This is a genomic window from Mycobacterium sherrisii, assembly GCF_002102355.1.
GTDB lineage: Bacteria > Actinomycetota > Actinomycetes > Mycobacteriales > Mycobacteriaceae > Mycobacterium > Mycobacterium sherrisii.
In genome coordinates, this window is sequence record NZ_LQPT01000080.1 from 1 (window position 1) to 23689 (window position 23689).

Consider the following 23689-nt stretch of genomic DNA (forward strand, 5'->3'; position numbering starts at 1 on the left):
GGCGGCCCTGACCGCCTGAACCACCAAACTCGAAGAATCACACGACGACGTCCTACACCACGTCCCTGGACTTGACCCGGGCTGACTTTCGCTGCGCGAAAGTTTGCATAAACTTTCGCCCATGCAGGAATTGCGTGTGGATACCGCCGCTCTGCAGGCGATGTCGAGCCAGTGGGGAGCTTCGGCGTACCAATTAACCGAGACACCGGTTCCGACGGTGCTCGGCTTGTCGGGTCAGGCCAGTGCTGGCGCGGTCAACGTCGCGCACGCCGACGTTGGTGCCTTCATAGCCGGGCTGACCGCGCGGATCGGTACTCGCGCCGCTCAAGTCACCGAAGCCGATGGTCTCTATATTGCCAATGAAGCTGGCTCCGCCAACGAGATTGCTGCTGTGACCCCTCCGGTGACTGGCGTGTAGCGATGTCAGTGGTCGCGGGGTTTCCCAGCCTCTCGCAACTATTGGACTGGCCCACCCACCATCTGACAGCCGCGGCCGACCACTGGAAGGCTGTCGGCGAGCGGAGCTACGTTCTAGCCCAACAAATTTGGCGTGATGCGCAATCAATAGATTGGCAGGGCGCGGGCGCCGACGCGCTGCGCATCGCAACCCACGCCGACATGATGACAACGAGCGCCGCAACCGACCAGCTGCAGGCGGCGGCCGAAGTAGCGCGCAACGGCGCCTCGGATCTTTATGCGGCGCGCTCGCGCGTGCGGTACGTGGTAGAGGACGCACGCGCAGCGGGTTTCGTTGTGGCGGAAGATCTTTCGGTTACCGATCGCTCGCGCGGTGGTTCGGCGGCTCAGCGCGTCGCACGGCGAGCGCAGGCACAAGCCGTTGCTGGCGACATCCGCCAACGCGCCGCCCAGTTGGTAGCCCTCGACCAACAAGTAGCAGGCAAAGTCACCGCCGCCATGGCCGGGATCCGCGATACCTTCTCGCAAGGCCCCACACCTAGGAGACAGCCCTCGAAAGCCAAAATTCAAGCGGTCGACAACCACACTTTTAAACAAGACCCTGCACCTCCCGGCAATCCGTTCGCGGGCTGGACGCAAGAGCAAAAAGCCCAGGTGGCAGCGGAGATTGCTCACGGCCACGCCTTGGAGCATTTTCCGGCACAGACGCCACAGGACCTGGCCAGGTGGATATACGACGCGATGAATGACCCAACAACGCGCGTGGGTACGAGCAACAGATCCGGCGGATTAGCGCTGCTGCGCGATGGACGGGTGATTTTCATTAATCCGCAGGACGGAGACTACGGAACAGCGTTCGTCCCCAAGCCACTACCCGGCGACTCGTGGCGAACCCCGTCGGAATACTTCGACCGGAACACTAGGGCACTTGAGCCGTTACCTCCTCCGACGCCTGGACGGCTGCCGCCGCTAGCGCCCGGTGAGATGGCGCCCCCTGCACCTGCTCCGCGGTCCGCTGCACCGCCGCCCACGCCGGTTGAAGCTCCGCCGCCGAAGCCGCAACCGCCGGTGAAGGGAGGCAAAGGATTCGGCGGCGGCCCTGCCATGCCCATCGGACCCCAGTTAGTATCGCCCCCGCACGCAGGTCACCACCATCCCCCAGTGCTCGGTGATATGGATCCCGATCCGTGGGACCACGGTGAATGAACCGCGACCGGGCAGGCGTTAATCGCTCGACGCTCGCAGGAATTCACAGACCCGGGGGATAATGCCGCCCCTCCTGTTCGCGGCGTACGTTTTCCGCCCATTGCTTCTCTTCCTCTATTTCCGATGCGGTGCGGGTTCTCCCACCATTTGGAAACAGCAATTTCGCCCGCGTACGGCCACCGATTTTGCGGCGGCGCTGCAGTCCGCGCAGCAAACTCACCGCTTCGGTGTCCGAGAACCCGGTGACGGTTGCAAAATCCAAGCCTGCCCCAACCAGGTCGCTTGCCCAGGTGATTTCGGTCAAAAACAGCGCTCGCGCCCAGTCCAGGTCCGTGAGCGGCGCGCCGTTGGTGACTGCGCGCTTAAGACGGACGGTGAGGTCGCTGAACTCATCCCACGTCGACGACCCGAGTATCTGGAATGGAAACGGCGCGTCGGCGGCCGACAGCGCCCATTGCTCCAGCGCTTGCTGTATGAACTCGCGTTCTCTCTCGGTCAGATCGACCGCCACCAAGTCAGAAGAACTCGTCATCGAGTCGATCCTAAGCCCGGCATCGCCACACTTGTCGGTGCGCGCCTCTACCCTGGGGTCATGGCTTTTGCCACCGAACATCCAGTAGTCGCGCATTCGGAGTACCGCGCGGTCGAGCAGGTCGTGCGCGCCGGCGGCCGGTTCGAGGTCGTCAGTCCGCACCAACCCGCCGGGGATCAGCCGGCCGCCATCGACGAGTTGGAACGCCGAATTCGGGCGGGGGAGCGCGACGTCGTGCTGCTCGGTGCGACGGGCACCGGGAAGTCGGCCACCACCGCCTGGCTGATCGAGCGGCTCCAGCGGCCCACGCTGGTGATGGCGCCCAACAAGACGCTGGCCGCCCAGCTGGCCAACGAGCTGCGAGAAATGTTGCCGCACAACGCCGTTGAGTACTTCGTGTCGTACTACGACTACTACCAGCCAGAGGCGTACATCGCCCAGACCGACACCTACATCGAGAAGGACAGCTCCATCAACGACGACGTGGAGCGGCTGCGGCACTCGGCCACGTCGGCGCTGCTGTCCCGGCGCGACGTGGTGGTGGTCGCCTCGGTGTCGTGCATCTACGGCCTGGGCACGCCGCAGTCCTACCTGGACCGTTCGGTCGAGCTGCGGGTCGGCACCGAGGTGCCGCGCGACGGGCTGTTGCGGCTGCTCGTCGACGTGCAGTACACCCGCAACGACCTGTCCTTCACCCGCGGCTCGTTCCGGGTCCGCGGTGACACCGTCGAGATCATCCCGAGCTACGAGGAGCTCGCGGTGCGCATCGAGTTCTTCGGCGACGAGATCGAAGCGCTGTACTACCTGCACCCGCTGACCGGTGACGTGGTTCGTCAGGTCGACTCGCTGCGGATCTTCCCCGCGACTCATTACGTGGCCGGTCCGGAGCGCATGGCGATGGCCATCTCGACGATCGAGCAGGAACTCGCCGAGCGGTTGGCCGAATTCGAAAGCCAGGGCAAGCTGTTGGAGGCCCAACGGTTGCGGATGCGCACCAACTACGACATCGAGATGATGCGGCAGGTGGGCTTCTGCTCGGGCATCGAGAACTATTCGCGGCACATCGACGGCCGCGGCCCCGGCTCGCCGCCGGCGACGCTGCTGGACTACTTCCCGGAAGATTTTCTTCTGGTCATCGACGAGTCGCACGTGACGGTGCCGCAGATCGGCGGCATGTATGAGGGCGACATGTCCCGCAAGCGCAATCTGGTCGATCACGGCTTCCGGCTGCCGTCAGCAGTCGACAACCGCCCCCTGACCTGGGAGGAGTTCGCCGACCGGATCGGGCAGACGGTGTACCTGTCGGCGACGCCCGGTCCTTACGAGCTGAGCCAGGCCGGGGGTGAGTTCGTCGAGCAGGTGATCCGGCCGACGGGCCTGGTGGACCCGAAGGTGGTGGTCAAGCCGACAAAGGGGCAGATCGACGACTTGATCGGGGAGATCCGCAAGCGGGCCGAGGCCGACGAGCGGGTGCTGGTGACGACCCTGACCAAGAAGATGGCCGAGGACCTCACCGACTACCTGCTGGAAATGGGCATCCGGGTGCGTTACCTGCACTCCGAGGTCGACACGTTGCGCCGGGTGGAGCTGCTGCGCCAGCTGCGCCTCGGCGATTACGACGTGCTGGTCGGCATCAACCTGCTGCGTGAGGGCCTGGACCTGCCCGAGGTGTCCCTGGTCGCCATCCTCGACGCCGACAAGGAAGGCTTTTTGCGGTCGTCGCGCAGCCTCATCCAGACCATCGGCCGCGCCGCCCGCAACGTCTCCGGCGAGGTGCACATGTACGCCGATTCGATGACCGACTCCATGAAGGAGGCGATCGACGAAACCGAACGGCGGCGCGAGAAGCAGATCGCCTACAACGAGGCCAACGGCATCGACCCGCAACCGCTGCGCAAGAAGATCGCCGACATCCTCGACCAGGTTTACCGAGAGGCGGACGACTCCGACAGTGTCGAACTCGGCTCGGGGCGCAGCATCTCGCGCGGCCGCCGCGCTCAGGGGGAGCCCGGCCGCGTCGTCAGCGCCGGCATCATTGAGAGCCGCGACACATCCAACATGCCGCGCGCGGAACTGGCCGACCTGATCAAGGACCTCACCGCGCAGATGATGGCCGCAGCCCGGGACTTGCAATTCGAGCTGGCCGCACGGTTCCGCGACGAGATCGCCGATCTCAAAAAGGAATTGCGCGGGATGGACGCTGCCGGTCTGAAGTGATCCGGGCACCTCATACGGTGTAGGGGTGGCGAAGACGACGAGCGACGTCGGCAGCTGGCGCGAGCTGCTGGGCAGGTACCTGGGCACCTCCACGCTGCTGGCCGGCGGCGTCCTGCTGTATGCCACCAACGAATTCCTCACCACCAGCTTGCTGCCGAGCACGGTCGCCGAGATCGGCGGCAGCAGACTGTACGCCTGGGTGATCACCCTGTACCTGGTCGGCTCGGTGGTCGCGGCGGCCACGGTGAACACCCTGCAGCTGCGGTTGGGCGCGCGCGTCTCCTTCCTCGGCGGCCTGGCGGTTTTCGGCGTCGCGAGCATCGTGTGCGCGGTCGCGCCGAACATGGAGATCTTGATCGCCGGACGCGCCCTGCAAGGGGTGGCCGGTGGTCTGCTGGCGGGTTTGGGCTACGCCCTGATCAACACCACCCTGCCGCGTTCGCTGTGGACCCGCGGATCGGCGCTGGTGTCGGCGATGTGGGGAGTCGCGACGTTGGTCGGCCCGGCGATCGGCGGCCTGTTTGCGCAATTTGGGTTGTGGCGGTGGGCATTTGGCACCATGACGATCCTGACCGCATTGCTGGCGGTGCTGGTGCTCACCGTGCTCACCAACACCGCCCCGGGCGAGGTGGCGCCGACGGCGAGCACCACGGTGCCGGTGTGGTCACTGGTATTGCTGGGTGCCGCCGCGTTGGCCGTCAGCGCGGCGGAGTTGCCGCACAACCTTTTCGCCACCGCGGGACTGCTCGCCACCGGATTGGTGCTGATCGGAACCTTCGTTCGCCTCGAGCGCACGATGCGCGCAGGAGTGTTGCCGCCCAGCGTTTTTGGCCGCGGACCGTTGAAATGGATCTACCTGACCATGGCGTTCCAGATGGCTGCGGTGATGGTCGACACCTACGTGCCGCTGTACGGTCAGCGGTTGGCGCATCTGACGCCGGTGGAGGCGGGCTTTTTGGGCGCGGCATTGGCCCTAGGCTGGACGATCGCCGAGATCGGCAGCGCCTCGCTGCGCAGCCCCCGCGTGGTGGGTTGGGTGGTCACGGTGGCGCCGTTGGTGATGGCGTCCGGGTTGGTGGTGACGGCGGCGACGCAACGCGCCGACGCATCGATCGGCGTCGTCCTGGTCTGGGCCGCGGGGTTACTGATCGCCGGCATCGGCATCGGGATCACCTGGCCGCACCTGTCCATGCGGGCCATGGACAGGGTCGACGACCCTGCCGAGGGCAGCGCGGCGGCGGCGGCGATCAACACGGTCCAGTTGATCTCCGCGGCGTTCGGGGCGGGGCTTGCGGGCGTGGTGGTCAACAACGCCGGCGGCGGAGCATTGGGCGCCGCGCGGTGGCTGTACGCGGTCATCGCGGGACTCGCTGCGACGGCCGTGATCGCGTCGACCAAGGCCAGCCGGCGGGATCGCTGACGCCTAGTCCGTCTCCTCCTCGGCACGCAACACGGCGATGACGCCGTTGATGGCGGTCAAAGCCTCGGGCGCCTTTCCCATGCGCGCACCCGACAGCGTCATCGTCACCCGGACCTCGCCGTTGTCGATGTCGTGCGCATCGGCGTCGAGCTCGGTCAGCTGCCAATCGCGCTGCCCGCACACCCGCAGTACTTCCCGCAGTACGCCCCGGCCGTTTTCGTAGATGACCTGCAGCCGGGTGGTGCCGCCCAACCTGGCACCGAGCTGCCGCTCCACCGCGCTGAAGGCCAGGGCGCTGACGAAGTGCAGCAACACCACCACCATCGCGAGCAGCAGCAACCCGGCACCCGAGGCCATGCCGACGGCCGCCGACTCCCAGACGGCCGCCGCAGTGGTCAGCCCGTGCACGGCGCCGCGGCGTGTGATGATCAGCCCCGCACCCAAAAACCCGACGCCCGTGACGATTTGGGCCGCGACACGGGAGGGGTCGAGGATGACCGTGCCCGGAGCCAGCACATTGGCGAAGCCGTATTTGCTGACCAGCATGATCAATGCCGCCGAAGTCCCGACGATGGTCTGGGTGCGCAGTCCGGCGCTCTTGCCCTGAACCGTGCGCTCCAGCCCGATCAGTGCCGTCAGCCCGAACGCGGCGAGGAGCTCGACGAGGTGCCTCAGGTTTTGCACGTTGCCGCCCAGCAGCGGGCCCGACAGCCAATCTCCCATGTCCGTCAACCAGCTCGCGCCGGCATTCTCACTTCCCGGTCATCGCGTCGATTTGATCACCTGAGAGTAGTGGAATTGCCATCGCTCCACGATCTGGAAGCCCAGGTAAGCCGGGAAGCGAAATGCCGGGGCGCGGCCGAAAACCCCTGGCGGCAAACCCCGTCCGGCTTGGTGATCGGGAAACGCCCGGTCGTAGTTGGTGATGGTCCACAACGTCGTGCACTTGTTGATCTTTGCCGTCGTCAGCCACACCGCGACGTGCCCGTCCCACAGCGAACCGACCTTTGGCCCATACGCGCCGCGCTCGACGTCGATCAGGGCACGAAACGCCGCCGGTCGGGTGGCCAGCAGGGCGCGGATCGGCCCCGGCCGCCACGGCACCGTGTTGTCCACCAGCAAGCAGTCCCCGGCTGCGGCGTGTGCGCTGATCACGTCGGCCACCTGACTGTAGTCCCAGACTTCCTTGGCGTACGGCCAGCGCTGGATGAACAGGTAGTTCGGAATCGCCGCCGCCGCAAACACTCCCACCACGCACGCGATCAGCACCGGTCGGCGAGCCACGGTGACAACGCAGATCGCCAACAGCACCGCCATCGCCGGGGTGGTCAGAATCAGGTAGCGCGGAAAGTACATCGGCTCGGCGACGGCCGAATAGATCACCACGGCGGCGGTGGGCAGCACGATCCACACGACGCAGATGATGACCAGGCGCCGCATGTCGCCCGCGGGGGCGGGCGCCCCCCTCGTCCGAGCGACGATCGCGGCCACCATGGCGACCGCGCTGAGCACCGCGAACGGCACGCTGTGATCGAAATACTGCCGTTGGGTGATGTCGAAGGCGTAGTGCCAGCTCACCGGGAACAACCAGTTCACCTGGAACGCCTGCCCGTGCGCGAACACAACGAACGGCGTCATGGCGCCGAGCCCGACGGCGCTCGCGCCCGCCCACCGCAGCGCCGGCGACTTGCGCGGCACGCCGGCGGTCAGCAGCGGCAGCATCGTCGCGTAGACCAGCACCAGCAGGATCAGGTTGAGGCTCAACAGGATTGACACCGTCAGCGCCACCGCATAACCGACCCACAGCCAGGGCCTGTTGCGCCGCACCGCGGCGACGAACAACACAGTCAGCCAGATCGCCGCGGCGACCGAAAGGGCGTACGAACGAGCTTCGATCCCGGCCCAGGTGGTTCGGGGCAGAATCGCGAAGACGGCGCCCGCGCACACCGCGGTGCCACGTCCCGGGGTGAATCGGCGAGTGAACACGACGACCCCGGCGGCGGCGCCGCCGACGGCCAGTGCGCTGGGTAATCGCGACCAGAACTCGGTCGGCGGGAACAGCGCGAACCAGCCGTGCATCAGCAGGTAGTACAGGCCGTGCACGGCATCGATGTGGCCGAGCAGGCGCCACAGCTCGGGCAGCGTCCGGCTGGCCGCGGCGGAGATCGTCGCCCCCTCGTCGAACCACAGCGAGGGTTGACTGGCCCAGGCAGCGCTGATCGCGGCCGCCAGCACACCGATCACCCATGGGTCGAGCAATCGGCCGCGGGTTGCCGCCGGCCCGGTACCGGGTTCGACGTCCGGGATATCCGGGGGACTCTGCTCAAGCGCGGGCGTAGCCATGGTGCTTGTCACTTTAGGGCGCGCCGGATGAACCTGATCACCGGCGATTTCCGGCGTCGGGCGTGACGTGTTCGCGGGGCGCCGGCGCACGTCGGATGCGTCGTTGGTGGAAACGGCCGTCACGCAAGGTCTTCGGTCCGAAACGGCGGCATGCCATCGCGTCATTATCGGCACCGGTGCCCATTGCCGCAGCGTTGCCGCAGCGTTGCCGCAGCGTTGCCGCAGCGTGGCGAGCCCCGCACGGGGGCTCACGCGGGCTTATCAGGGCTTTATGACAGGTTAGGAAGGCTTGCGCCACGCCGCGGAGGTGTTGTTAATCTGACCCATCTGGATCCGACAACGCGTTACTGTCTTGGGGTTGGCCTGGGCAAACGACACTGGGAGGGTAAATGTCCGCTTATCGGACTGTGGTGGTCGGCACTGACGGCTCGGACTCATCGTTGCGCGCCGTCGAACGGGCGGCCACCATCGCCGGAGCCGACGCCAAGCTGATCATCGCGTCGGCCTACCTGCCCCAGCCTCAGGACGGCCGGGCCGTCGACCTCTTGAAGGAAGAGAGCTACAAGGTGTCGGGCACCGCCCCGATCTACGCGATTTTGCAGGATGCGAAGGAGCGGGCGCACAAGGCCGGAGCGAAGAACATCGAGGAGCGCCCCATCGTCGGGGCCCCGGTGGACGCGCTGGTCAGCCTCGCCGACGAGGAGAAGGCCGATTTGCTGGTGGTGGGTAACGTCGGGCTCAGCACCATCGCGGGCCGGCTGCTGGGATCGGTGCCGGCCAACGTCTCCCGTCGGGCCACGGTCGACGTGCTGATCGTGCACACCACGTCCTGACGGTCTGCGGCCGCCCCAGCACACCAACCGAGGTCTACCAGCCCCGTTCGCGCCACTCGTCGACATGGGGGCGTTCCGCACCTATCAGCGTGTCGTCGCCGTGCCCGGGGTAGACGACGGTGGAATCCGCGTATACCTCGAAGACCCGGCTGGTGACATCGTTGAGCAACTGTGTGAAGTCGCCCTTCTGCCAGGTCTTGCCCACCCCGCCGGGGAACAGGCAATCGCCGGTGAACAGCTGGGTGACCCCGCCCGTGGCCGGGCCGTCCAGCGCCAGCGCGACCGATCCGGGGGTATGGCCGCGCAGGTGGATGACGTCGAAGGTGAGCTTGCCGATCTGCACGGTGTCGCCGTGGGCCAACAAACGGTCGGGCTTGACCGGCAACGGTTCGGCGTCGATCTCGTGGGCGGCGGTGGGCGCACCGGTGGCCGCGGCCACGGCTTCCAGGGCCTGCCAATGGTCGAAATGCTGATGGCTGGTCACGATCAGCGACAACTTGGGGGCGTGTTCGCGGATCAGGTCGAGCAGTACGTCGGCGTCGTTGGCCGCGTCGATGAGCAGGGTTTCGCCGGTTTCGGAACACGTCACCAGGTAGGCGTTGTTGTCCATGGGGCCGACCGATGCTTTGACGATCGTCACCCCGGGCAGGGTGCGACGGGCGGCGGTACCAGGGTTGACGTGACCGGTGTAGTTGTCGTCCACGATGGGCATGTGCGACAGGTTACTGGTCCGCGGATTGGGTTGGGCGTCTTGTCGGTGGGGGCACCTAGCATGGAATGCGCCGTGCGCACTAGCCGCCGGTAGCCAGCAACACACCAGGAGAGGGGCAGCGTGGCTGACCGCCTGATCATCAAGGGCGCCCGCGAGCACAACCTGCGCGGCGTCGACCTCGACCTGCCGCGCGATTCGCTGATCGTCTTCACCGGGTTGTCGGGATCGGGCAAGTCGTCGCTGGCCTTCGACACCATCTTTGCGGAGGGCCAGCGCCGCTACGTGGAGTCGCTGTCGGCGTACGCCCGCCAATTCCTCGGGCAGATGGACAAACCCGACGTCGACTTCATCGAAGGGCTGTCGCCGGCGGTGTCCATCGACCAGAAATCGACGAACCGCAACCCGAGGTCGACCGTCGGGACGATCACCGAGGTCTACGACTACCTGCGGCTGCTGTACGCCCGGGCGGGTAGTCCGCACTGCCCGGTCTGCGGTGAGCGGATCGCCCGGCAGACGCCGCAGCAGATCGTCGATCAGGTGTTGGCGATGCCGGAGGGCACCCGATTTTTGGTGCTCGCGCCGGTGGTACGCACCCGCAAAGGGGAGTTCGCCGATCTGTTCGACAAGTTGAATGCGCAGGGCTACAGCCGGGTGCGGGTGGACGGGGTGGTGCATCCGCTGACGGACCCGCCGAAGCTGAAGAAGCAGGAAAAGCACGACATCGAGGTCGTGGTGGACCGGTTGACCGTCAAGGTGGCCGCCAAGCAACGGCTGACCGATTCGGTGGAGACCGCGCTGAACCTGGCCGACGGCATCGTGGTGCTGGAGTTCCCCGACGACCGGGACGAGCATGACCACCCGCGCGAGCAACGGTTCTCCGAGAAGCTGGCCTGCCCGAACGGGCACCCGCTGGCCGTCGACGACCTCGAGCCGCGCTCGTTCTCGTTCAACTCGCCCTACGGGGCCTGCCCCGAATGCGTGGGCCTGGGCATCCGCAAGGAGGTCGATCCGGATCTGGTGGTACCCGACCCGGATCGCACCCTGGCCGAGGGCGCCGTGGCGCCGTGGTCGGCGGGGCACACCGCGGAGTACTTCACCCGGATGATGGCCGGCCTCGGCGAAGAGCTCGGATTCGACGTCGATACGCCGTGGCGCAAGCTGCCGGCCAAGGCGCGCAAGGCGATCCTGGAGGGCTCGGACCATCAGGTCCACGTGCGGTACCGCAACCGCTACGGCCGAACCCGTTCGTACTACGCGGATTTCGAGGGCGTGCTGGCGTTCCTGCAGCGCAAGATGGAGCAGACCGAGTCCGAGCAGATGAAGGAGCGCTACGAGGGCTTCATGCGCGACATCCCGTGCCCGGTGTGCGAGGGGACGCGGCTGAAGCCGGAGATCTTGGCGGTGACGCTGACCGGGGAGTTCGGCGGGGAGCGGGTTGCCAAGTCGATCGCCGAGGTCAGCGACCTGTGTATCTCGGACTGCGCCGACTTCCTCAACGCGCTGACCCTCGGCCCGCGCGAGCAGGCGATCGCGGGGCAGGTGCTCAAAGAGATCCAGTCGCGGCTGGGCTTTCTGCTCGACGTGGGGCTGGAGTATTTGTCGCTGTCCCGGGCGGCGGCCACGCTGTCCGGCGGTGAGGCGCAACGCATCCGGTTGGCCACCCAGATCGGCTCGGGTCTGGTGGGTGTGCTCTACGTGCTCGACGAGCCGTCCATCGGGCTGCACCAGCGCGACAACCGTCGCCTCATCGAAACCCTCACGCGGCTAAGGGCGTTGGGTAACACGCTGATTGTCGTCGAGCACGACGAGGACACCATCGCGCACGCCGACTGGATCGTCGACATCGGCCCGGGCGCCGGGGAGCACGGCGGCCGAATCGTACACAGTGGCACCTATCAGGAACTGCTGGCCAACAAGGAGTCCATCACCGGCGCCTACCTGTCCGGCCGGGAAAGCATTGCCACCCCCAAACATCGGCGCCCCATCGATCACAAGCGCAAGCTCACCGTCGTCGGCGCCCGCGAGCACAACCTGCGCGGCATCGACGTGTCCTTCCCGCTCGGCGTGCTGACATCGGTGACCGGTGTGTCCGGTTCGGGCAAGTCCACTCTGGTCAACGACATTCTGGCGGCCGTGCTGGCCAACCGGCTCAACGGCGCCCGGCAGGTCCCGGGCCGGCACACCCGCGTCACGGGCCTGGACCAGCTGGACAAGCTGGTGCGGGTGGACCAGTCGCCGATCGGCCGGACGCCGCGGTCCAACCCCGCCACCTACACCGGCGTGTTCGACAAGATCCGCACCCTGTTCGCCGCGACCACCGAGGCGAAAGTCCGTGGCTACCAACCCGGTCGGTTTTCGTTCAACGTCAAGGGCGGTCGCTGCGAGGCATGCACCGGCGACGGCACGATCAAGATCGAGATGAACTTCCTGCCCGACGTGTACGTGCCCTGCGAGGTGTGCCAGGGCGCCCGGTACAACCGGGAAACCCTGGAGGTGCACTACAAGGGCAAGACCATCTCCGAAGTGCTGGACATGTCGATCGAGGAAGCGGCGGAGTTCTTCGAACCGATCAGCGGAATCCACCGCTACCTGCGCACCCTGGTCGACGTCGGTCTGGGCTATGTCCGGTTGGGCCAGCCGGCACCGACGCTGTCCGGGGGTGAGGCGCAGCGGGTGAAGCTGGCGTCCGAACTGCAGAAGCGCTCGACGGGCCGGACCATCTACATTCTCGACGAGCCCACCACCGGGTTGCATTTCGACGACATCCGCAAACTGCTCAACGTCATCAACGGCCTTGTCGACAAAGGCAATACGGTCGTGGTGATCGAGCACAACCTGGACGTGATCAAGACGTCGGACTGGATCATCGACATGGGTCCCGAGGGCGGCGCCGGGGGCGGCACCGTGGTCGCCGAGGGCACTCCGGAAGCCGTCGCCGCCGTACCGGAAAGCTACACCGGCAAGTTCCTCGCCGAAGTCGTCAACCGCAGCGCGGCCCCGGCGGGCAAGCCGCGCTCCAACCGCCGCCGCAAGGTCAGCGCCTGAGCCCGGGCTAGGAAGCGCCGCGCAACCGCACCATCCGCGTGGTGCTGGTCTCGTCGAGTTCGACCAAATCACTGCGGGACCTGAGGAAGTCGCTGAAAGACCGGAAACCCAGCGACTTTTCGCTGAACGACGGATCCATTCGTTTCATCTGGGCTTTGACGGCCGAGTTGTGCAGCCACTCGGCGTCGTCCTTGTCCTGCCCGATGCGCAGTGCGCGTTCGAGCAACCCGGTGGCCGCCGCCTGCGGATCGGCCGGCGCCACGTCGTCGTCCGCGCCGCGCGCGCCGGACCGCCGTCCCCGGCCCTTGGGTTCGGCGGCGCGCGATTCCTGCGCGGGTATCCCGGGCAACGCGTCGTAGGTGACGAATTCGTCGCAGGCCGCCGCCAGGGACCGGCTGCTGGCACCGGCGACACCGATGCCCACCACGTAACGGCCGAGTCGCTTGCAGCGCTGGGCCAGCGCGATGTAATCCGAATCGCCGCCGACGATCACGACGTGGGTCAGGTCGGGCAGCCGGAACATGTCCTCCACGGCGTCCACCGCGAGCCGGATGTCGGCGCCGTTCTTGCCGTAGGCGGCGGCGGGAAACAGCTGCACGAGGTCGACCGCGCGGCCGACGAGTTGACCGTGGTAGGCGGCGTTGACGTCGGCGGACCAGTCCGCGTAGGCGCGGGTCAACACCAGGGTGCCGAACGAGGATGCGAAGTCGATGATGGCGCCGACGTCGACGGTCGCGGGCTGCAGCCGGTCCTGGTCCAGCCCCTTGGCCTTGTCCTTCTGGAACGAATTGCGGCCGTGCACCTGGTCATAGCGGGAAATCACGATGTTGTCGAAATCGAGGTAGACCGCGACACGGGTGACACCGGCTCTTTCGTCGAATGCGGCCATGCGGTCATCGTGCGCCATACCACGCAATCCCTTCAAGCATTTCGCCTCAGCGCGGCAGCCGGGACGCCATCATGTTGGCGATCAGCCTGGCCTGGTTGATGGTGCCGGGTGCGCACACGTTGACATCGAGCACCACATTGCTCACCGCGGACAGCACGTGCTGGCACACCAGCGGATTGTTGGCCAGCGTCCGTTGCAGGGCGATATTGGGCGGGTTCCCGCTGATCTGCCCGAAGGTCCATTCGAACGTGGTGTTGTCGTTGACCTGGGTCACGGTTCTGCCGGCGCACGTCCGCCACTGCGGTGCCTGGGCCGAGACAAATCCCTGGGCCCCGCCGGCGGAGGGGAAGACGACGACGCCCTGGGTCACGACGTAGGCCGGCGTGCTGTGCGGCTTCTGCAGCAGCTGGGCCAGCACCGCGGTGTAGCCGCTATTCTGATAGGTCGGGGTTTGGAAACCGATCAGCGCTCCGAGGCAGTTGGCGTCCGACAGCGTGTTGCCCTGGCCGGCGTCGGTCATCTGGCCCTTGGCGTGGTCGACGACGATGCCGGTGGTGCCGACGAGCGTGTTGATCTGCTCCACCGGAACCAGGATCGAATCCAGTTGCGCCGCAGTCACTGTCGGGGTGGCGGTGCTGGCCGGGATGCTGGCGGCCGGCGGCGTCGCGATGGGGCTGGTGACGGAGACGCCGGGCTGCGACCCGCGGGTCCGGTGCCCCGCCGCCCATATCCCGGTGCCCGCGACGACCGCGACCACGAAGACGAGCGTGCCGAAGATCAATCCCAGCCTGCGCTTGGGCGGTGGGTGCCACGGTGTGGCGGGTTGGGTGGGCGCCCAATTCGGCGGCGGCGTCGGCGCGGGGTGGGGGCGGAATTGTTCGGCGCGCGGCGGCGGGGCGAAGTGCTGGCTGTGTTCGATCAGGTCGGTCGCCTGGCGCTGGTCCGGCGCGCTGAGCGCCTGTAATGCGGCATTCGCCAAATCGCCTGCGGTGAGGTATCGCTCGTAGGGATCCTTGGCCATCCCGCGGGCGATGACCTCGTCGAAGGCCGCGGGGACGGCGGCATTGCGCACACTGGGCCGCGGGACCGGTTCCATCAAATGCGCGGCCATCAGGCTGCTCAGGCTGGTGGTCTGGAAAGGTGTTGTGCCCGTGAGGCATTCGTAGAGCAGACAAGCCAGGGCGTAGATGTCGACCCGGTAAGTGAGGTCGTCGTTGCCGAACCGTTCTGGGGCCATGTAGTTCCAGCTGCCCACCGCGGCACCGGTTTTCGTCACCCGTTGATCGGTGGCCGCCGCCGCGATGCCGAAGTCGACCAGGTAGGCGAAGTCGCCCTCGGTGAGCAAGATGTTCTCGGGTTTGATGTCGCGGTGGATGACGCCGGCGCGGTGAGCCGCGTCGAGCGCCGAGGCGACTTGCTCCACGATCGCGACCGCGCGCGGTGGTGGCATCGGTCCGGTGCGGCCCAGCTCGGTGGCCACGTCCCGGCCCTCGATCAGCCGCATGTCGATGAACACCTGACCGTCGAGTTCGCCGTAGTCGTGAATCGGCACGATGTGCGGTTCCTGCAGCCGGCCGGCGGTCTGGGCTTCCCGCTGCATGCGGCGGCGGATCACGTCATCGGAGCTGACCTGCTCGGAGACCAGTTTGAGCGCCACCACCCGCTCTTTGACGGTGTCGTAGGCCTCGTACACCTCGCCCATTCCGCCGCGGCCCAGCAGTCGGCGTAGCTGATAGGGCCCGAACCGGCTGCCGATCCGCGAGCCCGGCCGCGTCTGGCTCATCCCCGTCCCCCCGGCCCCGAACCGGCCCTAGTCCTCATCCGCACGCATCGACTCGCGGATCTGGGCCAGCCGTTCCGCCGCGGCGCGCTGTCGCTCGTCGTACCGTTCGGCCACCGAGCGACCTTCGGGTGATTCGGCGTCCAGCTCCGCGTCGCCCAGTGACTTCGCGTACCGGTTCTCGATCTTCTCGCGCAAGGAACTCGTACGTCGGCACACCCGCGTCGTCATACCCCGGATCGGGTGTGGCGGCGCCGGGCGTTGCTGGTTCGTCGGGCATGGACGTCACGCTACTGAAGCGGGCCCCGCTGTGGTCGCTCTCGCTCGAGATACTCGACCATCTGCCGCCAATAGATCAGCGTCAGGGCCATCTGCAGCGCGGTGGCGATCGCTGCAGGCAGCAAGCGATGCCGACGGGCGGCCAGCACCGCGACTACGGCCGACGCGGACGTCAGCCCGCTGACCACCATGGCCGCGTCGCGGGGCCGGCGGGTGATCCACAATTCCTCGCCCAGCATTGCCCGCGTCGACCAGGCGCGTTGCTGGGCCGGCTCACCGAACACGAACGGGTTGACCGCGAACCAGACCGCCAGCCAAAGCGCGTGCCGGCGCCGGCCGGTCCACGCCGCCACGACGATCAACGGTGTGCTGGCCCAGCGCGTCCACGCGCTGCACGGGTGGCAGTGCCGGGAGAACACCGCCCGCCCCATCCGCGCGAGTGAGGGCGACGGCACTATTTCGGGGCGGTATTGGAGTGCTGCGCCGGCACGACCGCCTTTGCACCCGAGGATGCATCGGCGGGTGAGCTGCCGGGCAGCGGCGTCCGCGGCACTCCCGGGGTGCCGAGCTGGCCGGCCAGCCACGGCAGCGCGGCCGCGAATGCCCGATCGGCGAACGGCCAGTCGTGTTTACCGGGCTGGGGCAGCACGGCGCAGTCGATGCCGTTGGCCCGGCCCAGGGCGCACAGCGAGTAGGCGGCCGCGGTCTGGTTGCCGGGGTTGGCGGCGGCGTCGCGGCCCGCCTGACGCATGTCGGCGGTGTCCACGATCGGCTCCCGGTGTGCCGCGGTCGCGCCGTCCGACGAAATGGCGAACCAGCCGGACACGTCGCGGTACTGGCCGTGCCGGTTGATCACCGTGGTCGGGTCGAACGAGGCCCAGGCATCGGCGCTGCCGCCGAACAAGCGGCTGATGGTTTGCGCCTTGTTGCCGGCGTTCGGGAAGAAGTCGCCGGCGACGTCGACGAACGCGCTGAACAGGTCGGGGTGCATGACCGTCAGGTCGATCGCGCAGGTCCCGCCCATCGACCAGCCCAGCACCCCCCAGCCGGAGCGGTCCGGGTTGACGCCAAAATTCGAAATCATATAGGGGACAACATCTTTGGTGAGGTGGTCGGCGGCGTTGCCGCGTACACCGTTGACGCATTCGGTGTCGTTGTTGAATGCCCCGCCGGAGTCCACGAATACCAACACCGGTGCCTGGCCGTGATGCGCCGCCGCGAAGTCGTCGATCGTCGTGATCGCATTACCGGCGCGCGTCCAGTCGGCGGGAGTGTTGAACTGACCGCCGATCATCATCACCGTCGGCAGCGGCGGCGGCCTGTCCCCCGCAAGGGGGTGGTGCCCCCAGGCGAACCAGGCAGGCGGCAGGTACACCAGCTCGTCGCGGTGCTTGAAGTGCGAGGCGGTCGACGGGATCGTCACCGCTACCACGCTGCCGTGTGGTGGCGGATTTCCCTTGGCCGCCATCGCCGTAACGGCGGCCCGGTCGGCCTGATCGGGTAGCGGGCCCGAGGTGAGCTGGCTCCACGCGGACTGCACGGTGGGGAAGTAGCCGACCCACAGGTTGAGCACCAGCGCCGCGCTGAGCAGGCAGAGCGGAACCGACGCCAGGGTGGTGCCCCGCCGCCGGGTCCGGCTGCCGCGCCAGCTCAGGCACAGCATCGCGGCGGCCGCGCCGCCCAGCGCGATCCACAGCCACAGCGCCGCCGGGGCGGGATCTTCCGACAGGCCGCGATCGACGATGTACCAGTGCGTTACATATGCCGTAATGGCCCCGGCCGCGGCCGCGATTGGCAGGACGACCGTCCACCAGCGCCGGGATCGCCAACCGACGCCGAATGCCAGCGCGACCGCCGCCAAGACCTGGACCGTGATCGGCACCCAGCCGTGCATCAGCGAGGTGTGAGCGCTTGCCAACAATGTCCCGGTGGCATCGGATGCCGGCGTTGTCACGGCTTCCAGTGTGATCGATCGATACCCATCCCGAGACCATGTTTACTCAATGTTTCTGTACGGTCGCTGGGACTTTCCGAGCCCCGCTTAATGCGGCTTGGCCAGCGGAAATGGCAGGGTCTCGCGGATGCTGCGGCCCGTTATGAGCATCACGAGCCGATCGACGCCCATACCGAGCCCGCCGGTGGGCGGCATGGCGTACTCCATGGCCTGCAGGAAGTCCTCGTCGAGCTCCATGGCTTCCGGGTCGCCGCCGGCGGCGAGCAGCGACTGCGCCAGCAGCCGGCGCCGCTGTTCGACCGGGTCGGTCAGCTCGCTGTAGGCGGTGCCCAGCTCGACGCCCCACGCCACCAGATCCCATCGTTCGGCGACACCGGGCCGGCTGCGGTGCGGACGGGTCAGCGGCGACACCGAGGTCGGAAAGTCGATGTAAAACGTCGGCGCCGCGGTCCGGTCCTCGACGAGGTGCTCGTAAAGTTCGAGCACGATCGCCCCGGCGTCCCAATGATCCCGATACGGAATGCCGGCGCGGTCGGACAATTTACGCAGGGCGTGCACCGACGTGTTCGGGTTGATGTGCTCACCGAGCGCCTCGGAGACCGCGTCGTGCACGGTCTTGACCGGCCACACCCCGGAGATGTCCACCGGTTCCAGCCGGGTACCGGAGTTGTCGTCCGGGTGCGGTCGCAGCACGGTTTGGGCGCCGTTGGCGGCCTCGGCGGCGTTTTGGATGAGTTCGCGGCAGCCGTCGATCCATACCCGGTAGTCGGCATGCGCCTGATAGGCCTCCAGCAGCGTGAACTCCGGGTTGTGGCTGAAGTCGACTCCCTCGTTGCGAAACGCCCGGCCCAGCTCGAACACTCGCTCCACGCCGCCCACACACAACCGCTTCAGGTACAGCTCGGGCGCGATTCGCAAGAACAAGTCCATGTCGTAGGTGTTGATGTGGGTGACGAAGGGACGCGCGGCCGCCCCGCCGTGGATCGGCTGCAGGATCGGGGTTTCCACCTCGATGAAGTCCTTGGCGAACAACGTTTCCCGGATGGAGCGCAGCACGCTGCTGCGGGCTGTCACCAGTTTGCGCGATTCGGTGTTGACGGCAAGGTCGACGTAACGTGTGCGCACCCGCGCCTCCGGGTCGGTGAGCCCTTTCCACTTGTTGGGCAGCGGGCGCAGGCACTTGCCGACCATCCGCCAGTCGGCGACGATCAACGAGCGGGTCCCGTTCTTGCTAAAGCCCATGTGTCCGGTCATTTCGACCAGGTCGCCGAGATCGATGGCCGCCGTGAAATCTGCGGTGCGGCCGGACTCCAGACGCGAATTGTCCAGCAGCACTTGCATTTCGCCCGACCAGTCCCGTAGCTCGGCGAACAGCACGCCGCCGAAGTCGCGAATCCGCAGGATCCGTCCGGTGACCGACACGGCGTCCTGGTCGTCGCTGCCCAGCGCCTGGGCCACGGTGTGACTGGGCGGAGACCCCACCGGGTAGGCGTCAATGCCGTTGCGCTGCAACGCCCTTAGCTTGGCCATGCGGACCCGCACCTGTTCGGGCAGGCGGCGCCGGTACTCCTCGGAGTCAACCTCGTCGCCACGTTGGATGCCGCTGACGTCCGGCGCCGATCCGTCTTCGTGCAGCAGCCCGGACTCCGCCAGCCGAGCCGGTACGGCGGGGTGGTGCCCGGTGTGCACCTTGTCGCGCCGGCTGAACGGCAGCACCAGGAAGCCCTCGGCCATGGCCGAGGCCACACCCACGCGGGGGATTAGCCGGGCGTCCTCATAGCAGGCGTAGCGCGGCACCCACTCCGGTTGGTACTTCATGTTCGAGCGGTACAGCGTTTCCAGCTGCCACCACCGGGAGAAGAACAACAGCAGACCCCGCCACAACCGGGCGATCGGGCCGGCGCCGAGCTGGGCACCCTGTTCGAATGCGGAGCGGAACATGGCGAAGTTCAGCGACACGCGGTTGATGCCGAGCCGATCGGCGTTCAGCGCGAGCTCGCTGACCATGAATTCGTTGGTGCCATTGGGGGATTGGGGGGACCGGCGCATCAAGTCCAGGGACACCCCGGTGCTTCCCCACGGCACCAGCGACAGCATCGCGACCACCTGGCCGCCGCGATCCAGCGCTTCGACCAGCAGGCACTCGCCGTCGGCCGGGTCGCCCAGCCGGCCCAGCGCCATGGAGAAGCCGCGCTCGGACTGCGTATCGCGCCAGGCGTTGGCGCGTGCGATCGTCTCGGCCATCTCCTGGTCGGAAATGTCGCGGTGCCGCCGGATGCGGACCGTCAGCCCCGCCCGGCGCGCCCGCGTCACGGCTTGGCGCACGCTGCGCATGTCCGGCCCGGACAGCCGGAAGTCGCTGGTCCGCAGGATCGCCTCGTCGCCCAGCTCCAGCGCGTTCAGGCCGCGGGCCCGATACACCTGCGCGCCTTGCGAACTCGCGCCCATGACACCCGGCGCCCAGCCGTAGGTCTTGCACAACGCCAGCCACGCCTCAACTGCCTGCGGCCACGCCCGGGGATCGCCCACCGGGTCACCGCTGGCCAGGCAGACGCCGACCTCTACGCGGTAGGTGATGGCGGCGCGGCCGCTGTGCGCGAACACCACCGATTTGTCGCGGCGCGTGGCGAAATATCCCAGCGAATCGTTCTTGCCGTACAGCTCGAGCAGCCCGCGGATCGCCGACTCGTCCTCCCCGGTCAGCGCGTTGTCGGCGCGTTGGGATTGGAACAACACGATGGCGGCCGCGATCAGCGCGAGCGCACCGAACAACCCGAAAATCGCGTTCATCAAGACGTGCGGCTTGCCCGTGAACAGGTCCGGGTCGGCGAGGGCGAAGCCGACCACCCGGTTGGCCACATAAGGCAGCCGGTCCTGACGGGCCAGCGATCCGGGGAACAGCTCGACCAGCCCCCAGGACAGCAGGATTCCGATCACGTCGCCAACGACCAGCACGGCGGCCGCCTTGAACAAGGCGGCGCGGCGGACCTTGGCCCAGAACTCCCGGTAGCTCAGCACCAGCAGCACGATCACGACGATGTGCAGCGCGAAGCCGAGGTTCTCCCCGAACGTCTCCGATGCCGTGTTGTCTCCGGCGGCGATGTCGGCGGCATTCCAGAAGGCGGCCAACACCATCTGGCCCAGCAACACCCACCAGGCAATGCGCTTGCGCGCGGTCAGCGCCGCAGCCAGCAGCGCCAGCACGAACGACCAGGCGATGCTGGTATCGGGAAAGTTGAACAGGTAGTCGTTGATGAATTCGCGGGGGGCCTTGATCAGCCACCGGATCAGGGGCGAGACGCTGGCCAGCAACGACAGGGTGGCAATGACACCAACGGTCCAGCCGGCCGCCGCCGGTACCCACCGATACCGGGAACTCGACCGGCTGCCGGAACGGGGCCCCGAAGCAGCAGAAGCGAGAGTCACAGACCGCGAGGATATGCCTTCGACCCGGGAAATGCCTGGCGAAGCGCCCACAGTCGGCGCCGCGAATTGCGACGGTGGCGGTGCGAAATCGCGTCCGCCAGCGAACTCCGGCGGCGGTGCCGCGGCGGTCGAGATGCTCAAGGAGGCCCGATGGCTGCTAAACTGATCGACGCGACCATCCCGGCTCAGGCCTGGGACAGTTAAGTGGAGTCCCCTCCCACCGCTAACTGCGAAATTATTTCAAGGTTCAGCGGTCCGGTCACAGGTGCCGAAAGGTACCTGTTCCGCGCATCTCGCGGGCGGTTTGAACCCGTTTCAATCCGTGATCGGTCGGCACCGGGCCCTGCTGCTGCAGGGCTTTTTTGCTGATGGTGTGGCGTCGCCACCGCTGAATCCCCGGCCCCAGTCACCGGTCGCAGCGAGTGGACGTAGAAGCCCAACAAGGGAGGCCCCATCAGCACTGAGACCCGCGTCAACGACCGCATCCGCGTACCTGAAGTCCGATTGATTGGCCCAGGAGGGGAGCAGGTAGGCATCGTGCGCATCGAAGACGCCCTGCGCGTCGCCGCGGACGCCGATCTCGACCTCGTCGAAGTTGCCCCCAACGCCAGACCGCCGGTCTGCAAGATCATGGACTACGGCAAGTTCAAGTACGAGGCGGCGCAGAAGGCGCGCGAATCCCGCCGGAACCAGCAGCAGACCGTGGTCAAGGAACAGAAGCTGCGACCCAAGATCGACGATCACGATTACGCGACCAAGAAGGGCCACGTAATCCGCTTCCTGGAAGCCGGATCGAAGGTGAAGGTCACCATCATGTTCCGCGGTCGTGAGCAGTCGCGGCCCGAACTAGGCTACCGGCTGTTGCAGCGGCTGGGCGCGGACGTCGCCGAATACGGATTCGTCGAGACGTCCGCCAAGCAGGATGGACGCAACATGACGATGGTGCTGGCACCGCATCGCGGCGCGAAGACCCGCGCCCGGGCGCGGAACCCCGAAGAAGTGGGAGCCGACGCGGCGCACGACGCCGATGACACCACCGGCGACACCACGACTTCATCGACCTGACCGATACGAGAACTGAGCGAGAACCAGAGGAAACATGCCAAAGGCCAAGTCCCACAGTGGGGCGACAAAGCGATTCCGGCGCACCGGGACCGGCAAGATCGTCCGTCAGCGAGCCAACCGCCGGCATCTGCTCGAGCACAAGCCGACCAAGCGGACCCGGCGGCTCGACGGCCGCACCACGGTCGCAGCCAACGACACCAAGCGCATCAACGCGCTGCTCAACGGCTGACCTTGCCCAGGCGGGCCGGGCCTGGCGCGGCCACCCGGACTCGCACCCTGACCATCACGTTTGAACGAGAGTAGGAATATCCATGGCACGCGTAAAGCGGGCAGTCAACGCCCACAAGAAGAGGCGCAGCATCCTGTCGGCCTCGAAAGGCTATCGCGGCCAGCGGTCCCGCCTCTACCGCAAAGCCAAAGAGCAGCAACTGCATTCGCTGCAGTACGCCTACCGGGACCGCCGGGCTCGCAAGGGCGAGTTCCGCAAGTTGTGGATTTCGCGGATCAACGCCGCGGCCCGTGCCAACGACATCACCTACAACCGGTTGATTCAGGGCCTGAAGGCCGCGGGCGTGGAAGTCGACCGGAAGAACCTTGCCGACATCGCGGTCACCGACCCGACGGCGTTCGCCGCACTGGTCGACGTCGCGCGCGCCGCGCTGCCCAAGGACGTCAACGCGCCCTCAGGAGAGGCTGCTTAACCCCGGTGCTCACCGAGCGCTCGGCCCGGGTGGCCGCGGCGGTCAAATTGCATCGGCACGTCGGACGTCGACGCGCCCAACAGTTCCTGGCCGAAGGCCCCAACCTGGTCGGGGCGGCGGCCGCGCGGGGGCTGGTGCGTGATGTCTTCGTCACCGAGGCCGCCGCGCAGCGGCATGCGGCCCTGCTGGCCACTCAGCACGGCCCGGTCCATGTGGTCACCGAGCGCGCGGCAAAGGCCTTGTCCGACACCGTCACCCCGGCCGGCTTGGTCGCCGTGTGCGACATGCCGGCGATTGGGCTGCGCGACGCGCTGGCCGGGTCACCGCAGCTGGTGGCCGTCGCGGTCGAGATCAGCGAGCCGGGCAACGCGGGCACGCTGATCCGGCTCGCCGACGCCATGGGGGCCGCCGCGGTGATCCTCGCCGGGCACAGCGTCGACCCCTTCAACGGCAAGTGCCTGCGCGCCTCGGCCGGCAGTATCTTCTCGCTGCCGGTCGTCACCGCCCCGGAGATCGAGGTGCTGCTGACGGCGTTGCGGGCCGCCGGGCTACACACGCTGGCCACCACGGTCGACGGCGGCACGCGGCTGGACGAGGCCGGTGAATTGTTGGCCATGCCGACGGCATGGCTGTTCGGGCCCGAATCGCGCGGGCTACCCGAAGAGATCACCGAGCAGGCCGACCATCGGGTGCGCATCCCGATGTCCGGCGGTGCCGAGAGCCTGAATGTGGCTGCGGCGGCAGCGATCTGCCTGTACCAGAGCGCCCAGGCGCTCGGCGTGCTGCAGCGTTTCTAGTGTTGTGAGTCGTTAATTCGCTTGCAGTAATTTGCGATGGATTCGAGGATTTGGTCGGCGGTCTTGGTCCAGA

The 23689-nt window shown here is 67.2% G+C and carries 19 protein-coding genes and 1 pseudogene; 10 read left to right on the plus strand and 10 right to left on the minus strand.

The annotated features are described in order from the left end of the window. The first annotated feature begins 121 nt into the window (after positions 1-121). A complete protein-coding gene (locus AWC25_RS14595; protein ID WP_085166997.1) occupies positions 122-418 on the plus strand; it encodes a hypothetical protein in 297 nt (98 codons plus the stop codon). Between the two features lie 2 nt (positions 419-420). Further along, positions 421-1623 carry a hypothetical protein gene (locus tag AWC25_RS27435; RefSeq protein ID WP_244899522.1) on the plus strand — a complete coding sequence of 401 codons (1203 nt, stop codon included), beginning with the start codon at positions 421-423 and terminating at the stop codon, positions 1621-1623. A gap of 43 nt (positions 1624-1666) precedes the next feature. Here AWC25_RS27435 and AWC25_RS14610 read toward each other — a convergent pair whose 3' ends face one another. Continuing rightward, positions 1667-2251, minus strand: a complete 585-nt coding sequence (locus tag AWC25_RS14610; RefSeq protein ID WP_232327337.1) for a hypothetical protein — start codon at positions 2249-2251, stop codon at positions 1667-1669. Here AWC25_RS14610 and uvrB point away from each other — a divergent pair. Beyond that, positions 2216-4372 carry an excinuclease ABC subunit UvrB gene (gene uvrB, locus AWC25_RS14615; RefSeq protein WP_085166998.1) on the plus strand — a complete coding sequence of 719 codons (2157 nt, stop codon included), beginning with the start codon at positions 2216-2218 and terminating at the stop codon, positions 4370-4372. The genes AWC25_RS14610 and uvrB overlap by 36 nt on opposite strands. Positions 4373-4397: 25 nt before the next feature. After that, positions 4398-5792 (plus strand): MFS transporter, encoded by a 1395-nt coding sequence (locus tag AWC25_RS14620; RefSeq protein WP_085166999.1) that lies wholly within the window; start codon positions 4398-4400, stop codon positions 5790-5792. Positions 5793-5795: 3 nt separating this feature from the next. Here the strand turns inward: AWC25_RS14620 and AWC25_RS14625 are convergent, their stop codons facing one another. Then, a complete protein-coding gene (locus tag AWC25_RS14625) occupies positions 5796-6515 on the minus strand; it encodes an MgtC/SapB family protein (protein WP_084229564.1) in 720 nt (239 codons plus the stop codon). 39 nt (positions 6516-6554) lie between these two features. After that, positions 6555-8135 (minus strand): mannosyltransferase, encoded by a 1581-nt coding sequence (locus AWC25_RS14630; protein ID WP_085167002.1) that lies wholly within the window; start codon positions 8133-8135, stop codon positions 6555-6557. A 389-nt stretch (positions 8136-8524) separates the two neighbouring features. Here AWC25_RS14630 and AWC25_RS14635 point away from each other — a divergent pair, with 389 nt between their 5' ends. Next, on the plus strand, positions 8525-8968 hold the full coding sequence (locus AWC25_RS14635) for a universal stress protein (RefSeq protein ID WP_069402749.1): 444 nt from the start codon (positions 8525-8527) through the stop codon (positions 8966-8968). 34 nt (positions 8969-9002) lie between these two features. On the opposite strand, the gene AWC25_RS14640 is transcribed toward AWC25_RS14635, so the two are convergent. Then, positions 9003-9680 (minus strand): MBL fold metallo-hydrolase, encoded by a 678-nt coding sequence (locus tag AWC25_RS14640; RefSeq protein ID WP_069402748.1) that lies wholly within the window; start codon positions 9678-9680, stop codon positions 9003-9005. Positions 9681-9800: 120 nt separating this feature from the next. Between AWC25_RS14640 and uvrA the strand changes: the two genes are divergently transcribed. Then, entirely contained in the window at positions 9801-12725 is a 2925-nt protein-coding gene (gene uvrA / locus AWC25_RS14645) for an excinuclease ABC subunit UvrA (RefSeq protein WP_085167000.1), read from the plus strand. 7 nt (positions 12726-12732) lie between these two features. Here the strand turns inward: uvrA and AWC25_RS14650 are convergent, their stop codons facing one another. From AWC25_RS14650 to lysX, 6 genes and pseudogenes are all read right to left on the minus strand, one after another. After that, positions 12733-13614, minus strand: coding sequence for an NYN domain-containing protein (locus AWC25_RS14650; RefSeq protein ID WP_069402757.1), 882 nt, complete (start codon positions 13612-13614; stop codon positions 12733-12735). A gap of 46 nt (positions 13615-13660) precedes the next feature. Beyond that, positions 13661-15397: a serine/threonine-protein kinase PknH/PknJ gene (locus AWC25_RS14655; protein WP_069402746.1), complete on the minus strand. Its 1737-nt coding sequence runs from the start codon at positions 15395-15397 to the stop codon at positions 13661-13663. Between the two features lie 27 nt (positions 15398-15424). After that, positions 15425-15674, minus strand: a pseudogene (locus AWC25_RS14660) (hypothetical protein). 10 nt (positions 15675-15684) lie between these two features. Further along, positions 15685-16104 carry a DUF6653 family protein gene (locus AWC25_RS14665; protein ID WP_085167001.1) on the minus strand — a complete coding sequence of 140 codons (420 nt, stop codon included), beginning with the start codon at positions 16102-16104 and terminating at the stop codon, positions 15685-15687. A 23-nt stretch (positions 16105-16127) separates the two neighbouring features. Further along, on the minus strand, positions 16128-17627 hold the full coding sequence (locus AWC25_RS14670; protein ID WP_372513387.1) for an alpha/beta hydrolase: 1500 nt from the start codon (positions 17625-17627) through the stop codon (positions 16128-16130). Between the two features lie 87 nt (positions 17628-17714). Beyond that, a complete protein-coding gene (gene lysX, locus AWC25_RS14675; RefSeq protein ID WP_211281050.1) occupies positions 17715-21053 on the minus strand; it encodes a bifunctional lysylphosphatidylglycerol synthetase/lysine--tRNA ligase LysX in 3339 nt (1112 codons plus the stop codon). Positions 21054-21506: 453 nt separating this feature from the next. On the opposite strand from lysX, the gene infC reads away from it, so the two are divergent. The 4 genes from infC to AWC25_RS14695 all read left to right on the plus strand — a co-directional run bounded on the left by infC (position 21507) and on the right by AWC25_RS14695 (position 23616). Next, positions 21507-22118, plus strand: coding sequence for a translation initiation factor IF-3 (gene infC, locus AWC25_RS14680; RefSeq protein WP_084229560.1), 612 nt, complete (start codon positions 21507-21509; stop codon positions 22116-22118). Between the two features lie 34 nt (positions 22119-22152). Further along, positions 22153-22347 (plus strand): 50S ribosomal protein L35, encoded by a 195-nt coding sequence (rpmI, locus tag AWC25_RS14685; RefSeq protein ID WP_044511667.1) that lies wholly within the window; start codon positions 22153-22155, stop codon positions 22345-22347. A gap of 82 nt (positions 22348-22429) precedes the next feature. Then, positions 22430-22819 (plus strand): 50S ribosomal protein L20, encoded by a 390-nt coding sequence (gene rplT, locus AWC25_RS14690; protein ID WP_069402744.1) that lies wholly within the window; start codon positions 22430-22432, stop codon positions 22817-22819. A 5-nt stretch (positions 22820-22824) separates the two neighbouring features. Further along, positions 22825-23616 (plus strand): TrmH family RNA methyltransferase, encoded by a 792-nt coding sequence (locus AWC25_RS14695; RefSeq protein ID WP_069402743.1) that lies wholly within the window; start codon positions 22825-22827, stop codon positions 23614-23616. Positions 23617-23689: the final 73 nt, after the last annotated feature.